Source organism: Sphingomonas sp. Root720 (assembly GCF_001428605.1).
Classification (GTDB): Bacteria; Pseudomonadota; Alphaproteobacteria; order Sphingomonadales; family Sphingomonadaceae; genus Rhizorhabdus.
In genome coordinates, this window is the sequence record NZ_LMID01000010.1 from 723,957 (window position 1) to 738,237 (window position 14,281).

Annotated in this window: 16 protein-coding genes and 1 pseudogene; 8 read left to right on the top strand and 9 right to left on the bottom strand. The window is 66.5% G+C overall.

Annotation, left to right across the window (positions count from 1 at the left end; genetic code table 11):
• Position 1: 1 nt before the first annotated feature.
• The 3 genes from ASE22_RS10755 to ASE22_RS10765 are packed head-to-tail and all read right to left on the bottom strand — an operon-like array spanning position 2 to position 2,896.
• On the bottom strand, positions 2 to 703 hold the full coding sequence (locus ASE22_RS10755; RefSeq protein ID WP_056358603.1) for an SDR family NAD(P)-dependent oxidoreductase: 702 nt from the start codon (positions 701 to 703) through the stop codon (positions 2 to 4).
• Positions 700 to 1,779, bottom strand: coding sequence for a hypothetical protein (locus ASE22_RS10760; RefSeq protein ID WP_056358606.1), 1,080 nt, complete (start codon positions 1,777 to 1,779; stop codon positions 700 to 702). Before ASE22_RS10760 ends, ASE22_RS10755 begins: the two co-directional genes overlap by 4 nt.
• Position 1,780: 1 nt before the next feature.
• Positions 1,781 to 2,896: an LLM class flavin-dependent oxidoreductase gene (locus ASE22_RS10765; RefSeq protein ID WP_056358609.1), complete on the bottom strand. Its 1,116-nt coding sequence runs from the start codon at positions 2,894 to 2,896 to the stop codon at positions 1,781 to 1,783.
• 493 nt (positions 2,897 to 3,389) lie between these two features.
• On the opposite strand from ASE22_RS10765, the gene ASE22_RS10770 reads away from it, so the two are divergent.
• The gene (locus tag ASE22_RS10770; RefSeq protein ID WP_056358848.1) at positions 3,390 to 4,010 is read left to right on the top strand and encodes a TetR/AcrR family transcriptional regulator; all 621 of its coding nucleotides are present in this window, start codon (positions 3,390 to 3,392) and stop codon (positions 4,008 to 4,010) included.
• 93 nt (positions 4,011 to 4,103) lie between these two features.
• Here the strand turns inward: ASE22_RS10770 and ASE22_RS10775 are convergent, their stop codons facing one another.
• The 5 genes from ASE22_RS10775 to wrbA form a co-directional block, all read right to left on the bottom strand.
• A complete protein-coding gene (locus tag ASE22_RS10775) occupies positions 4,104 to 4,850 on the bottom strand; it encodes a GntR family transcriptional regulator (protein WP_056358614.1) in 747 nt (248 codons plus the stop codon).
• A gap of 76 nt (positions 4,851 to 4,926) precedes the next feature.
• On the bottom strand, positions 4,927 to 5,817 hold the full coding sequence (locus tag ASE22_RS10780) for a fumarylacetoacetate hydrolase family protein (RefSeq protein WP_056358616.1): 891 nt from the start codon (positions 5,815 to 5,817) through the stop codon (positions 4,927 to 4,929).
• Between the two features lie 5 nt (positions 5,818 to 5,822).
• On the bottom strand, positions 5,823 to 6,098 hold the full coding sequence (locus ASE22_RS10785; protein ID WP_327196970.1) for a tautomerase family protein: 276 nt from the start codon (positions 6,096 to 6,098) through the stop codon (positions 5,823 to 5,825).
• 19 nt (positions 6,099 to 6,117) lie between these two features.
• A complete protein-coding gene (locus ASE22_RS10790; protein WP_056358621.1) occupies positions 6,118 to 6,792 on the bottom strand; it encodes a glutathione S-transferase family protein in 675 nt (224 codons plus the stop codon).
• A 29-nt stretch (positions 6,793 to 6,821) separates the two neighbouring features.
• On the bottom strand, positions 6,822 to 7,421 hold the full coding sequence (gene wrbA, locus ASE22_RS10795) for an NAD(P)H:quinone oxidoreductase (RefSeq protein ID WP_056358851.1): 600 nt from the start codon (positions 7,419 to 7,421) through the stop codon (positions 6,822 to 6,824).
• Between the two features lie 429 nt (positions 7,422 to 7,850).
• Here wrbA and ASE22_RS10800 point away from each other — a divergent pair, with 429 nt between their 5' ends.
• From ASE22_RS10800 to ASE22_RS10820, 5 genes are read left to right on the top strand one after another with little or no spacing between them, the layout of a single operon-like run.
• Positions 7,851 to 9,989 carry a TonB-dependent receptor gene (locus tag ASE22_RS10800; RefSeq protein WP_162248289.1) on the top strand — a complete coding sequence of 713 codons (2,139 nt, stop codon included), beginning with the start codon at positions 7,851 to 7,853 and terminating at the stop codon, positions 9,987 to 9,989.
• A gap of 10 nt (positions 9,990 to 9,999) precedes the next feature.
• Positions 10,000 to 10,767 carry an SDR family NAD(P)-dependent oxidoreductase gene (locus ASE22_RS10805; protein ID WP_200933270.1) on the top strand — a complete coding sequence of 256 codons (768 nt, stop codon included), beginning with the start codon at positions 10,000 to 10,002 and terminating at the stop codon, positions 10,765 to 10,767.
• Between the two features lie 13 nt (positions 10,768 to 10,780).
• Positions 10,781 to 11,236, top strand: a complete 456-nt coding sequence (locus ASE22_RS10810) for an SRPBCC family protein (RefSeq protein WP_056358629.1) — start codon at positions 10,781 to 10,783, stop codon at positions 11,234 to 11,236.
• 52 nt (positions 11,237 to 11,288) lie between these two features.
• Complete coding sequence (locus ASE22_RS10815) at positions 11,289 to 11,828, top strand: nuclear transport factor 2 family protein (protein WP_056358632.1); 540 nt, start codon at positions 11,289 to 11,291, stop codon at positions 11,826 to 11,828.
• Between the two features lie 24 nt (positions 11,829 to 11,852).
• Positions 11,853 to 12,236: a nuclear transport factor 2 family protein gene (locus tag ASE22_RS10820; protein WP_162248288.1), complete on the top strand. Its 384-nt coding sequence runs from the start codon at positions 11,853 to 11,855 to the stop codon at positions 12,234 to 12,236.
• 15 nt (positions 12,237 to 12,251) lie between these two features.
• Here ASE22_RS10820 and ASE22_RS10825 read toward each other — a convergent pair whose 3' ends face one another.
• A complete protein-coding gene (locus ASE22_RS10825) occupies positions 12,252 to 13,031 on the bottom strand; it encodes an IclR family transcriptional regulator (RefSeq protein WP_056358640.1) in 780 nt (259 codons plus the stop codon).
• A gap of 79 nt (positions 13,032 to 13,110) precedes the next feature.
• On the opposite strand from ASE22_RS10825, the gene ASE22_RS10830 reads away from it, so the two are divergent.
• Both ASE22_RS10830 and ASE22_RS10835 read left to right on the top strand, forming a co-directional pair.
• Positions 13,111 to 13,890, top strand: coding sequence for a 2-keto-4-pentenoate hydratase (locus ASE22_RS10830; protein ID WP_056358642.1), 780 nt, complete (start codon positions 13,111 to 13,113; stop codon positions 13,888 to 13,890).
• A 2-nt stretch (positions 13,891 to 13,892) separates the two neighbouring features.
• Positions 13,893 to 14,281, top strand: a pseudogene (locus ASE22_RS10835) (acetaldehyde dehydrogenase (acetylating)); the annotation flags it as partial.

The following is a 14,281-nucleotide window of genomic DNA, read 5'->3' on the forward strand; positions in this document are numbered from 1 at the left end:
GTCAGCCCACCATCGTCAGACCGCCGCTGACGCTCAAGGTCTGACCGGTGACGAAGGTCGAATCCTCGCCAAGGAAGAAGGCGACCGCCCCGGCGATATCCACCGCCTCGGCCACACGCTTCATCGGCGTCTTGGCGGCGAGCTTGTCCATAACGTCGCCATGCGCCGCCGACATCGGCGTGCGGACCGGGCCCGGGGAGACATTGTTCACGCGGACCCCGAAGCGCCCGACTTCCTGCGCGAGGCTGCGGGTGAAGGCGGCGAGCCCGCCCTTGGTGGCCGAGTAGACGGCTTCCCCCGCCGCGCCGGCCCGCGCCGAATCCGAGATGATGTTGACCACCGATCCGCCGCCGGCCGCGATCATCGACGGCACCACGGCATGGCAAGCCTGGATCGCGGCGGTCAGGTTGACCGCCACCAGCAGGTCCCAGCGGGGCTCCTGGTCGAGGAAGCGGCCGACCTGCGCGATACCGGCGCAGTTGACGAGGCCATGGACCGGCCCGTCGGCCAGGATGCGTTCGAGCGCGGCGCGGTAGCCCGGCGCGTCGGCGATATCCTGCGCCACCTGCTCGGCCAGCGCGGGCGCGCCGTCCGGAAAGGCGCGATCGATGCCGATCACCTGCCAGTCGCGCGCGGCGAGCAGCGCCGCGATCGCCGCACCGATCGCCCCGGCCGCGCCGGTCAGGATGACCCGCCGACTCATGCGGCTGTGCCCGGAGCGGCGCGATGCTGGCCGCGCAGATCCTCGACGGCGCCGTGCGGCTTGCCTTCGATCTCGCCCGCCAATGAGGTTTCGACCGCGATCGTCACCGGACAGGCCGCAGCGATCGCCTGGTCGATCCGGGCCAGCCACATCGGATTCCTGACCAGCGTCTCGCGGTTGAAGCCGACCTTGAGCGTCGCCGCGTCGAGCGTGCGCTCGCCGCGGTCGATCTCGAGCGTCCAGGCCGACACGCCGTCGATCAGCGCGAGCTGCCTGCGCAGCGCGGCCAGCGAAATCCAGCGGCCGCGCAGCAGCACATGGTCGCCATAGGTGCGGTCGAACAGGCCGGCATCGCTCTTCGGCGCCGCACGGAGCGTCCCCGTGCGCAACACGCTGTCCTTCAGCGCCGCGCAGAATGTCGGCCGGATGACGATCTCGGCATCGGCAACGTCGCCGGCCAAGTCCTCGGCGAGGATCTCGTCCTTGTCGGGGGATGCGAGCGCGACGGTGCCGCCCGCCGCTTCCCACTGGCCGCCGCAGCGCGACGCCAGCGGCAGGCCGAAATAGGGATCGAAATAAAGCTCGGCGACCTCGGCCTCGAATTCACGGGCGAGGCGCTTGCGCAGGCCGCCGCTCGCGACCTCCCCGCCGATGACGATCCGCTCCAGGCCCAGCTCGACCGGATCGACGTTGAACTCCATGTAGAGCCGCGCCAGGAAATCGGCGGCGCCGCAAGGGGTGATGATCAGTACATTGGGCTTGAGCGACCGGATCGCCGACAGCAACCGCATCCGGCCCCGCGCGCCGGTGACCGCCACCGACTGGACGAGCGGCGCGGCCGCGCGGGCGAGGAGCGCGACCGCCAGCGAGGCCGGCTGCTCCATCGCGATCAGGACGCGGTCGCGCGATCCGAGCTCGCATCCCCTGAGCGCCTCCCGTGCGATCCCCTCGGCGGCGTCCCAATCCTCGGGTCCGAGGGCGACCACCTCCTCGGTCGGTTCACCGGCGAACAGGATGGAGCCCGCAGGCGCGGACGGACGGGCCGCCAGGAGATCCCGGCGCGTATGCCACTGCATGTCAGCCTCCGACGGCGGCGCTGAGCTTGCGCGCGGGGACGTCGGTGCCGGCAAAGCCGGCGACTTCCGTCGCGAACAGGTTCATCGAGCTCACGATCTCACTGTGGGCGATGCCGCCCACCTCGAACTGGAGGATCAGGTCGGTCGCGCCGGCGGCGAAGAATTCCTCCATCGCCTTGCGCGAGTCCTCCGGATTGGCGATCACCACCATCCGGTTGTCGGTGAGCTCCTGGAGCGCCTTCTCCTCGGTCATGCCGACCGCGGTCTGGCCGAACAGCCGATGGGTCGCATGGCGCGCATCGGTGTAGTCGGGCGGCGCCACGAGGCTGATCTGCCGACGCAGATACCAGATATAGGCGCTGACGATCTCCTCGATGTCCGAATCCGCATGGGTGACGTGCCACGGCACCATGATCGCGATCCGGGCCTTTTCGGGATCGAAGCCGTTGCGGGCGAGCTCCGCCTTATATTCGGCGATGTCCTCGGCGAGACCGGCGAGACCCTTGAGGATCGGCATGCACAGCAGGTGATAGCCATGCTTGGCGGCGGCGAGGAAGCCGTCGAGACTGGTCGACGCGACCCACACTTCGGGGTGTGGCTTCTGGACGACGCGGGGCAGGACCGACACGCCCGGAATCTCGTAATATTTGCCGCTGCGGGTCACTTCGGCGCCGTCGGCCTTGAAGATCTCCAGCACCGCGTCGAGATGGTCCTCCCAAATCTCGCGGCTCTGCTCGAACGGGCGCTGGAAGGCCTGATATTCGAGCGGCGATGCGCCACGCCCGGTACCGAACAGGACCCGCCCGTTGCTGATCACGTCGAGCGTGCCGACCCGTTCCGCGACCCGGATCGGGCTCAGGAAGGGCAGCAGCATGACGCCGAGGCCGAGCTTGATGTTCTTGGTGGTCCGCGCCGCAGCGGCGAGCATCAGGTCGGGCGCCGAGGAATGCGAGAAGCCACGGGTGAAGTGGTGCTCCACGAACCAGGCGGCGTCGTAGCCGAGCTGATCGGCGATATCGATCTGTTCCAGCACGTTGTGGAACGTCTTCTGCTCGATCTCGGCGGAGCGTCCGCGCACCGACACCTCGAAGAATATGCCAAAATTTCGCTTCGACACCTGCTCTGCCTCTCCCTTTGGAAGCTTCGGCGGCCCCTGACCTCCGCGCTCCAACCGTATCTAAACAACAAACCTAGCGATCGCTTGGTTATGATTTCGCCGTTCCGCTCCGTCAACCCTTTTCGAGTTTGCGTCCGACAAATAATGCGATTGCGTGAGACTATATCGAATAATGAGCCACGCTCATGATATGTAAAAAGCGCTTGCTTGGCCGGGAGGCATCGGCCTAGGCTCCCTCGTATCGCCGTTTGGCCGGCCTTCCCGGGATATTCCGGAGACGGACGGGCAGCGCGGGAAGGAGAGGAGACCGCCTTCCGCCTGCCCGGACCTCGGTTCGGCCAAGCGGTTCGCCGGTCAGTTTCGCGGATTCTCGCGGTGGAGCCGACGATAGCGGCCCTCGCCGGTCGGGAACTCCGTCGAGCATCCGGTTGCTCGCCTGCGGTGCTGTTGCTAGATGATCGGCGAGGGGCCGTACCATCAGGAGGACCGAGGCTTGCCCAAAGAGGTTGCGACAGCGGAACGCTCGGCCACGCGCCGAAAGAGCGGCCGGCGCGAGGAGATATTGCAGATCGCGCGGACCCTCTTCGCCGAGAAGGGCTTCGAGGCAGCGAGCATCCGCGAGATCGGCGATGCCGCCGGCATCCTTTCGGGCAGCCTCTATTATCATTTCGCGACCAAGGACGACATGCTCGACGAGCTCGTCCGTCCGTTCGTCCTGCCGCTGCTCAAGCATTACGAGGTCATCGCCCATAGCGATGCCGATGCGCCCGAGCGGCTCCGGCAGATGGTCCACTTCGGCCTGCAGAACCTCGTCAGAGAGCCCGACCTGCTCAAGATCGTCGCCAACGACCGCAAGTTCTTCGCCAAGTCCGAACGGTTCAGCTATGTCGAGGAAGCCTGGCAGGACATATTCCAGATCTGGTACGGCGTGCTTCAGGACGGCGTCCGCCAGGGCAAATTCCGCAGCGACCTGAACCTGCACATCACCCTGCGGATGATCATCGAACTCCTCAACGGCACGGTCGACTGGTTCCGCCCCGACGGACGCTTCACGATAGAGCAGGTGATCGAGACGCAGGTCGAACTGCTGTTCGGGGGCCTTACCCCGCGCTGATCGGGGCTCTTCGCCGACGGCTCCGCGGAGAAGCCGTCAGCCCTGCCTCCTGAACGAGCTTCCGGCCGTCGTGTGGAACGAGCGCCCGCCGCTTCAGATCGCGGCAGCCCCGGCGATCGCGAAATTGAGGCCGTGACGCAGGCGCACGGTGTCATATTCGGGCGCCAGCGCAGCCAGCAGCTCGAGCGCGGTGCGCGCCAGGTGGCGCGCCGCCAGCTCGCCGGCGCGCGGCGCATCGCCACCTGCGATCGCTTCGAACAGCTGGCGATGCTCGGCCTCGCCGCGCTGCCACCAGCCGACCAGATGCGCGCCCTTGTAGGCCGACTGGTAGCGCTCGCTGCGCAATTCGAGCTGCTCCAGATCGCTGACCAGCGAATCGCCCGCTTCGGCGACGATCAGCCGATGGAGCCGCCGGTGCAGGACCTGCCACTGAGCGAAGCTGTCATGCGACTCGTCGCTTTCCAGCGACTCGACCACCGCACGCAGCTCGCCGAGCTGGTCGGGGCTCATCCGGCGGGTGGTGATCGCGACGCCCAGAGCCTCCAGCGCGAGTCGCTTCATGTAGAGCGCCTCGATGTCGCGGGGATCGAAGCCCACCACCCGGCTGCGATAATTGGGCTCGCCGACCAGCAGCCCGCCCTCCTGCAGCATGCGCATCGCTTCGCGGACGGGCGTGCGGCTGACGTTGAGCGCGCGCGCCAGCTCGACCTGCGAGAGGATGGTCCCGGGCCTGATCTGACCGCTCAGGATCGACTGCTGCAGGGCCTCATAGACCTCAACCGCGGTGCGTCGCCCGTCACCGCGATCGATCGGTTTCAGGACTTCGTGGAGAGACGCCATGGCCGTGGCGATAACATCGGCTGCGGGCCGGTCAATAGGCGCGGGCCGGTCAATGGGCGCGGGCGCGTCGCGGCCGTCATGCGATCGGGGTCACGAGTTCGCCCAACGGGCCGATCTCCATCCGCACCTCGTCGCCGGGCTTGAGATATTCGTTGCGCCCATGGCCGACCCCGGCAGGCGTACCGGTGGCGATCAGGTCGCCGGGATAGAGCGTCATGATCGAGCTGATATGCTCGATGATCGCCGCGACGCCGAACACCATCTCGGCGGTCGAGCTGTCCTGCTTGGTCACGCCGTTGACGCTGAGCCGCACGGGCAGGTCCTGCGGATCGGCGACGAAGCGCGCGGGAACCAGATAGGGACCGAACGGCGCGAAGCCGTCGAACGCCTTGTGCTGGACCCAGTCGACGCCCACCGGCGGCTTGGTTGCCAGCCAGTCGCGCGCCGAAAGATCGTTGAAGTTTACATAGCCCGCGACCACGCTCAGCGCGCCGTCGGCTGCGACGTCGCTGCAGGTCGTGCCGATGATCACGCCCAGCTCGGCCTCCCAGTCCATCATGCTCGACCGGCGCGGCACCGCGACCGGCTCGCCCGGTCCGCGCACCGTGTTGTTGACCGGCTTGATGAAGCTGTACGGGTAGGTCGGCACCATCGGGATCGGCATTTCGGCGATATGGTCGTGATAGTTGGACCCGATACAGACGATCTTCCCCGGCAAGGCCAGCGGCGCCAGGAAGTCCGCCGCCGCGGCCGGCTGGCCGCCGGCGAAGGCCGCCGCAGTCGCATCGACGAAAGCCGCAATATCTGCATCCACTTTCACCCAGTCATCGAGCAGGGGCTGAAGATCGGCCGGAGACGTGGCAAAACGGCCGGGCAGCACAGTGTCGAGCGGCAGCAGACACCCGCCATGCTCGACCACCACCGTGCCGCGACCGTCGCGCGCCCGGACCACTGCCAGACGATACATGTCACTCATTTCCGTTCCCCGTCGATTTCGGCCTTGTTGCGTAGGCCGATGCCCCAATGCTCGGGCTCGATTTCCGTAAGAATCACGCGCACCGATTCCTCGCGCACGCCCAGCGTCCGCACCGCCGCTTCCGCCAGTTCGCGCATGAAGGCTGCCCGCAGCTCGGGCGGGCGGCCCTTGATGATCTGGGCAGAGATCAGCGGCACGTGATTCCCTCTCTCGCGTCCGCGTCCAAACCGCGCGCTCCGCCGGACAGTAGCCGAGCTCGGCAATACATGCAAATAGTGGATACAGTTTTACTCATGCTGGCTTCAGGTGCCGGAACATGGTGCGTCGCGCGCGCTCGTCGAACTCGCGCTGGAAGGCATGGCGATCGCGCAGGCCCACGGCGGCGGCGGCGGCCGGCCGCGCCTCGATCGCATCGATCAGCCGCACCAGGTTCGGGAAGCCCGCTCGAAACTCGCCGCCCAGCACGAAGTCGATGTTGCGGGCCCATCCCCAGACCGCCATGTCGACGATGCCGTAGCCGTCGCCGACCATCCAGTTCCGTCCCGCCAGATGCTCGTCGAGCACGGTAAAATGGCGGCGCGCCTCGAAATCGTAGCGCTGGAGCGGATAGTCCTTGGGATCGGGGGCATAATGGCGGAAATGCACCGCCTGGCCGGAATAGGGCCCCACCCCGCTCGCTGCGAACATCAGCCAGGACAGCAACTGGCCGCGATACTCCGGCGCCGGCAGGAAGCGGCCATGCTTTTCGGCCAGATAGAGCAGGATCGCGTTGCTGTCGAAGACGGCCACACCGTCCTCGACGATGATCGGTAGCTTGCCGTTCGGGTTGAGCCTGACGATCTCCGGTGCGAACTGCTCGCCAAGCAGCGTGTCGACCGGCACCGGCCGATAGGCGAGCCCGGCCTCCTCGAGAAAGAGGGCGACCTTCATCGGGTTGGGGCTGAAATTATAATAGAAGTCGATCATCCTGCTTCCTTCCGGAGGCGCCACGCCGGTCAGCGCGCGAGCTTCGCCGCGAGCTCCGCGACGTGCCGGCCGAGGAAGCGGGCGCCGTCGAGGTCGGCGTCGCTCGGCTGGCGAGAGCCGTCGCCATCGGCGATCGTGGTGGCGCCATAGGGCGACCCGCCCTTCACCGCCTCGACGCCCATCTGCCCCTGATAGGCATATGGAAGTCCGGTGATCACCATGCCGTGGTGGAGCAGGTTGGTGATGATCGAGAACAGCGTGGTCTCCTGACCGCCATGCTGGGTCGCGGTCGAAGTGAAGGCGGCGCCGACCTTGCCGGTCAGCGCGCCGCCCGCCCAGAGCGCGCCGGTCTGGTCCCAGAATTGCGCCATCTGCGACGGCATGCGCCCGAAGCGGGTCGGTGCGCCGACGATGATCGCGTCATAGCCCGGCAGATCCTCGACCAGGGCAAGCGGCGCGTCCTGCTCGAGCTTGAAGTGCATCGCCTGGGCGACCTCGGCCGGCGCGGTCTCGGCGACCCGACGGATATCGGCCTGCGAGCCCGACGATCGCGCGCCCTCCGCCGCCGCGCGCGCCATCGCCTCGATATGCCCGTAGGAGGAATAATAGAGTATCAGCAGCTTCGTCATATCCATCCCCCTGAGTGGATACACAAAATCAATCTCAGGTCCGGCTTTGTCAATATAGGACTTAGGCATCCTATCTCCGAAGGCCCAGCGGCGCGCTCGCGATCGAATCAGCCGTCACAAGATCGATGGCAACCTCCGAGAGAGAGCGAGAGCGCCAGAAGCCATCGGCATCGATTCGCATCCGTTTCGGCGCTTTCCGGGAATTTCCCATGCCTTTTCCTGCGGATGGCCTCTGCTACGGCGCGGGCGAAACACGCCGCCCCATAGCGGGAAATCAAATTATTAGGATGTATAAGTCCTATCTTGACGAATCCCCCATGACATGAAAGAGGATACACTTTAGAGGCGGCAGTACAGAAACGCCTCGCGGGGACCCCGCAGCGGCGACCGGCAGGCCGACCGGAAAGAACAGGATGAGGAGGGTTGATCGTGACCATCAAGGGGAAGACACGAGTTGTAGGCGCCAGTGTCATCGTACTGGCCCTGACCGGCACCGCCCATGCACAGCAGGCGACGGCGCCCCAGGCGGCCGAAGCCGTCAGCGGCATCCAGGACATCGTCGTCACCGCGCAGAAGCGGAGCGAGAGCCTGCAGAAGACGCCCGCCGCCGTCACCGCCTTCACCGGCGACGCGCTGGTCCAGACCGGGACGACCGACCTGCGCGCGGTCCAGAACATCGTGCCCGGCGCGCGCTTCCAGCAGGAAGGCGCCACCACCCAGGTGATCCTGCGCGGCGTCGGCTCCAACCTCGATTTCGGCAATGTCGAGCCGACCGTCGCCTTCAACGTCAACGGCATCTACACGCCGCGTGAAGGCACCAGCCAGCCCTTCTTCGACCTCGAGCGGATCGAGGTGCTGCCCGGGCCGCAAGGCACGCTCTACGGCCGCAACGCGCTGGGCGGCACGGTCAACGTGTCGTTCAAGCGGCCGACGCGGGAGCTGGAGAGCAGCGGCGTGCTCGAGGCCGGCAACTACAGCCTCAAGCACGTCACCCTGGTGCAGAACCTGCCGCTCGGCGAGAGCTTCGCGGTGCGGGCGGCGGCCGACTACACCGACCGCGACGGCTATATGGAGACCGGCGCCTATTCGAAGAAGGACTTCGCGGGTCGCCTGAGCATGCTCTACGATCCCAATGAGGATTTCAGCCTCTATCTGTGGGGCACCTACGTCAACCGCGACGGCTCGCCATCGAACCTCGTCAACAAGGGCTTCGATCCGGCCACCGGCCAGTTCAGCGAGAATGCCTTCCTGCGCGACAATCCGTGGGACGAGCTGCGGGTCGGGGCCTTCGCCGATCCGGCGCTGCTGCCCTTCGGCCAGCCGATCAAGGAAAAGCAGAAATATCACCTCTGGACCTTCGGCGGCGAGCTCAACCTGAAGCTCAACGACAGCGTCAGCCTCACCTATGTCCCGGGCTATTTCCGGCTCGACTCCAACTCGCGCTATTGGTTGGGCGTCATCCCCGACTATAAGGAGGACGACTACCGGCTGGTGACGCAGGAACTGCGCCTCAGCGGCAGTTCCGACCGGCTGAACTGGCTGGTCGGCCTCTATGCCTACACGCAGAAGACCCACGGCTATTCCTACGTCGGCCAGCCGACAGGGCCGTTCGGCTTCATCGCGAGCGGCGTCCTCCACCACCGGGTCAAGGGCATCGCCCTGTTCGGCCAGGCGACCTATGAGCTGACCGACGCCTGGCGCCTGACCGTCGGCGGCCGCGGCAGCCTCGACAAGCGCAAGGCGACCGGCATCTCGACCGACGTCGGCAACCTGCCCTACAGCTTCAACAAGTCGTTCAACCGGATCGACTACAAGCTCGGCACCGAATATGACCTGACGTCGACGGTGATGGCCTATCTCACCTATCAGACGGCCTATCAGCCCGGCACCTTCAACGAGGTCCCGTCGACCCCGACGGCGTCGAACCTGATCAATTCGCCGAAGCTGTCGTCGATCACCGGCGGCATGAAGACCCGCTTCCTCGACAACCGGCTGCAGTTCAACGTCGAGGGCTTCTATTATTCCTACCGCGACCTGTTGCTGCAGGCCTATGACGCCAGCAAGCCCTACAACCCGATCTTCAACGCCAAGGCCGAGACCTATGGTGCGCAGCTCGATTCGGTGTTCCAGCCCACGCCGGACGACCGCTTCTCGGCGTCGGTCGGCTATCTCCATGCGCGGACCAAGAAATACACCGTGCCGGGCCTGGAGGCGTTCGAGAATCTGAGCCTGCCCTATGCGGCGACCTGGACGATCAACCTCGCCTATCATCATGATTTCCATCTGGCGAACGGCTATATCCGGCCGACCGTCGACGCCCGCTACGAGAGTTCCTATTATGCGGACTTCGTCCACACCCCGGGCACGCGGCAGAAGCCGGTGTGGCGCGAGAATGCGGCGATCACCTATTTCGCGGATTCCAACAGATGGAGCGCGGGCCTGTGGATCAAGAACATCTCCAACAAGGCGGTGATCGCGGCGACCGCGGCGGCCGGCATTCCCGGCCCGGCAACCGCCTATCTGGAAGAACCGCGCACCTATGGCGCGCGCGTCAGCTTCAATTTCTAGGAGGCGACTGGTGGCCGGATGTCTTGATGGTCTTTCGATTCTGGTCACGGGGGCCGGCGGCGGAATCGGGTCCGCCGCCGCGCTCGTCCTGGCATCGCACGGCGCGCGGCTGGTCCTGACCGACGTCCAGCGCGCGGCGGGCGAGGCCGCCACCAAGGCGGTGGCCGATGCGGGCGGCGAGGCCCATTTCGTCGCGGCGGACCTCGGCTCCGAGGCGGAGATCGCCGGGTTGGTCCAAGCCACGGTCGACCGGTTCGGCCGGATCGACGGCGCCTTCAACAATGCCGCGGTCGAGCAGAGCAACAAGCCGCTCGACGAGATCGGCATCGACGAATGGGACCGGGTGATCCGCATCAACCTGACGGCGGTGTTCCTCTGCATCAAATATCAGGCGCGGGCGATGCTGGCGCAGGGCGGCGGGGCGATCGTCAACACCTCCTCGTCGCTGGGACAGGTCGGGCTCGCCGGCGCCTCCGACTATTGCGCCGCCAAGCACGGCGTGATGGGCCTGACCAAGGCGGCGGGCGCCGACTATGGCGCGCGCGGCATCCGGGTGAACGCGATCCTGCCCGGCATCACCCGCACCCCGATGATCCAGCGGCTGAGCGAGGATCCGCAACTCGCCTCGGTGTTCGACGGCCTGCGCCGGCGCCACACGATGAACCGGTTCGGCGAACCGTCCGAGATCGGCGAGGCGGCGGCCTGGCTCCTTTCCCCACAGGCTTCCTTCGTCAATGGTGCGACCATCGCCGTCGACGGCGGCTATCTTTCGATCTGAAGGACCACGACCCATGTACACCCTCTCTTACGCCATCCCGGTCAACCCCGAGGGCGCCGAGCCGAAACTGACCCGCGAACAGGTGTGGCGCGGGCTGGAGATGAAGGCCGAGAACGCCCTGCCCTTCGTCCCCGGCATGACCCAGTGCGACGTGCTGGAGACCAAGGACAACACCATCACCCGCGAGGTCACCTTCCGGGGCCAGCAGAGCAAGGAGTTCATCACCCTGTTCGCGCCGGTCAAGGTACAGTTCGAACGGCTCGACGGCACCGGCTGGATCGACAACGTCATCAGCGAATCCGACGCGGGGCTGATCCTGTCCTTCACCTTCGGCATCAACTTCCCCGGCGTGGCCGCGGACAGCGCCGAGGAGAAGGAGAAGGGCGACGGCATGCGCGGCGCCTATGTCGCCGCCGTCGGCGCGACCCTCGATCGGGTACGGGAGATGGTCGCCGCCGGCGACCTCTGACCACCGGCGACGGCCGGCACAAGAAGACAATCATCGGGAGCGGAGCACAGGGATGACCAATGAGGAGAAGCTGCTCGAACTGTGGGAGGACAAGCAGATCACCAAGGTGATCCTGCGCTTCGGCCGCGCCCTCGATACCGGGAATTGGCCCGCCTACCGCTCCTGCTTCACCAATCCGGTCAACATCGACTTCAAACGCCTGACCGGCCAGGAAGAGGTCTGCGTCGACGCCGACCTGTGGACCCGCTTCGCCGACCTCATCCTGTCGCCCGTCCGCCGCCACCACAGCTATTCCAACTTCGCCATCACGGTGGACGGCGACCGGGCCCATGCGCTGGTCTACATGACCGCGCGGCACTGGAAGGCGACCGACCTCGGCACCTCCGACAACACCCAATATGGCTGGTATGATTTCTGGCTGCGCCGCGAGGCCGGCGAATGGCTGATCTACCGGGTCAAGCACGACTTCCAGTGGGTCGAGGGCAACAATGCCCTGCTCGACCCGCACGAGCCCGAACTCGCCGCGACGATGCGCGACATCTTCACCGACAACCATTTCAAGGCCGCCCAGGCGGCGATCGCGACCTTCTGAGCTTCAACCGGCAAGGGGATGGATATGTCCGACCATTGGGTGCTCGAACGCTTCCGCGCCGTCGACCGCAAGGACATCGACGGTTTCATCGACATGCTGACCGACGATCATGTCTTCGTGTTCGGCGGGCGTCCGCCGGTGATCGGCAAGGCCGATGCGCGCGAGCAGGTGCTGATCTTCTGGTCGCTGATCGGCCGGCTGAAGCACAATATCTGGCGGGTGACCGAGGCGGGCGAGCTGATCTTCGTCGAGGCCAATGTCGATTATGAGCGGCTCGACGGGAAATGGGTGACGGTGCCCTGTTGCGACGTCATCCGCATCCGCGGCGACAAGATCTGCGAGCAGCGCGCCTATCTCGACCAGGGCCCGGTCTGGGCCGAGGCGGCGGAGACGGTCGCGGCGGGCTAGAGGCCGGTCGAAGACTCAGCCCGCCGCCTCCTCGCTGTACGGGAACAGCCGCGCCTCGATCTCACCGATCGCGCGGCGCAGCGGCGGCAGCAATTCGGTCGGCGCGCAGGGTGCGCCGTCGTGCGAGACGACCATCGACACCGCCGCCACGACATCGCCCGCCCGCGCGACGGGCGCGGCGAGGCAGATCAGGCCCGGCACCATCTCCTCATTGTCGATCGCATAGCCCTGCGTCCGGACCGCATCGAGTTCGGTCCGGAGCCCCGCCGCCGAGGTGATCGTCGTCGGGGTCAGCCCGACAAAGGGTTCGGTGGCGAGATAGGTATCGCGCTCGGCCACGGGCAGGTGCGACAACAGTATCTTGCCGATCCCCGAGCAATAGGCCTCCAGCTGCATCCCCTGGCGCGAGATCGTCTCGCCTTTCCGGTCGCCGATCTTGAGCAGATAGGTGACCATATTCTCCTCGAACACGCCGAGATGGACGGTCTTCCCGGTCTGCTTCGCCAGGCGGCCGAGGATCGGCCGGCTCACCCGCGCGGCGAAGCTGCCCCAGTCGCGCCGCGCGCCGGCCAGCCGCAGCAGCACCGGGCCCGCGACATAATGGCCGCGCCCGACCCGCAGCAGGAAGCCGCTCTTCTCGAACCCGACCGCGAGCCGATGCGCGCTCGACGAGGAGATTCCCAGTTCGCCGGCGAGCGCCGACAGCGACAGGCCGCGATCGTCGTCGATGATCCGCTCGAGCAGCAGCAGCGATCTGGTCAGCGTCTGGGGAGCCGAGGTTCCGATCCGGGACATAATGCCATTTCCCACATAGCGGGAATTGAGCGCAAGACCGATTTGACCCCGAGCGAGGGCCGGACCTACCCCGATCGCCATGGAGAAGGATCTCGACCTCACCGCCCGCCGCCTGCGCGAGGCTTATGGCGCCGGCCCGATCGCGCCGCTGCGCGACGCGCTCGACCCCGCCGATATTGACGGCGCCTATGCGGTGCAGGCGATCAACACCGCCCACTGGGTCGGCGAGGGCCGGCGCCTCGTCGGACGCAAGATCGGGTTGACCGCCAAGGCCGTCCAGGCGCAGCTCGGCGTCGACCAGCCCGATTTCGGCGCGCTGTTCGCGGACATGCGGATCGCCGACGGCGGCCGGCTCGACCCGGCCCGCGCGATCCAGCCCAAGGTGGAGGCGGAGATCGCCTTCGTGCTCGGCCGCGACATCGCCGATCCGGACCCCTCGATCGACGCCATCGGCGCGGCGATCGATCATGTCGTGGCGGCGATCGAGATCGTCGACAGCCGCATCGCCGACTGGAAGATCAGCTTCGCCGACACCGTCGCCGACAACGGCTCCTCGGCCTTCTTCGTGCTGGGCGACGATCCCAGGCCGTTCGCCGGGCTCGATCTCTACAGCTGCGGGATGGTACTGGAGATCAACGGCGACATCGCCTCGATCGGTGCTGGCGCCGCCTGTCTCGGCCATCCGCTCAACGCCGTCCAGTGGCTCGCCCGCACCCTCGCGTCGCGTGGTGAACCGCTGCGCGCCGGCGATATCCTCCTGTCCGGCGCGCTCGGCCCGATGGTCGCGCTGACCCCCGGCGACGCGGTGCGCACCCGCATTGGCGGGCTGGGCAGCTGCACCTTCAGCTACGGAGCCTGAACATGAACCAGAAGATCAAGGCGGCGATCATCGGATCGGGCAATATCGGCACCGACCTGATGATCAAGATGATCAAATATCCGCAGAATATGGAGCTGGCGGCGGTCGTCGGCATCGATCCGGCGTCCGAAGGGCTGGCGATGGCGCGCGAGCGGGGCATCGCCACCACCCATGACGGGCTGGAAGGCCTCAGGGCGCTGCCCGACTATGCCGAGATCGGCATCGTCTTCGACGCGACCTCGGCCTATGCCCACAAAGTCCATGACGCGGCGCTGCGCGCCGACGGCAAGCTGGTGGTCGACCTGACCCCGGCGGCGATCGGCCCCTTCACCATCCCGCCCGTCAACATGGACGAGCATCTCGAGGCGACCAACGTCAACATGGTGACGTG

Coding starts and splice junctions, on each gene's coding strand:
- ASE22_RS10760 (WP_056358606.1), bottom strand. CDS start 1,779: ATGCAGTGGCATACGCGCCGGGATCTCCTGGCGGCCCGTCCGTCCGCG.
- ASE22_RS10810 (WP_056358629.1), top strand. CDS start 10,781: ATGTACACCCTCTCTTACGCCATCCCGGTCAACCCCGAGGGCGCCGAG.
- ASE22_RS10815 (WP_056358632.1), top strand. CDS start 11,289: ATGACCAATGAGGAGAAGCTGCTCGAACTGTGGGAGGACAAGCAGATC.
- ASE22_RS10830 (WP_056358642.1), top strand. CDS start 13,111: ATGGAGAAGGATCTCGACCTCACCGCCCGCCGCCTGCGCGAGGCTTAT.
- ASE22_RS10755 (WP_056358603.1), bottom strand. CDS start 703: ATGAGTCGGCGGGTCATCCTGACCGGCGCGGCCGGGGCGATCGGTGCG.
- ASE22_RS10775 (WP_056358614.1), bottom strand. CDS start 4,850: ATGGCGTCTCTCCACGAAGTCCTGAAACCGATCGATCGCGGTGACGGG.
- wrbA (WP_056358851.1), bottom strand. CDS start 7,421: ATGACGAAGCTGCTGATACTCTATTATTCCTCCTACGGGCATATCGAG.
- ASE22_RS10780 (WP_056358616.1), bottom strand. CDS start 5,817: ATGTATCGTCTGGCAGTGGTCCGGGCGCGCGACGGTCGCGGCACGGTG.
- ASE22_RS10790 (WP_056358621.1), bottom strand. CDS start 6,792: ATGATCGACTTCTATTATAATTTCAGCCCCAACCCGATGAAGGTCGCC.
- ASE22_RS10825 (WP_056358640.1), bottom strand. CDS start 13,031: ATGTCCCGGATCGGAACCTCGGCTCCCCAGACGCTGACCAGATCGCTG.
- ASE22_RS10820 (WP_162248288.1), top strand. CDS start 11,853: ATGTCCGACCATTGGGTGCTCGAACGCTTCCGCGCCGTCGACCGCAAG.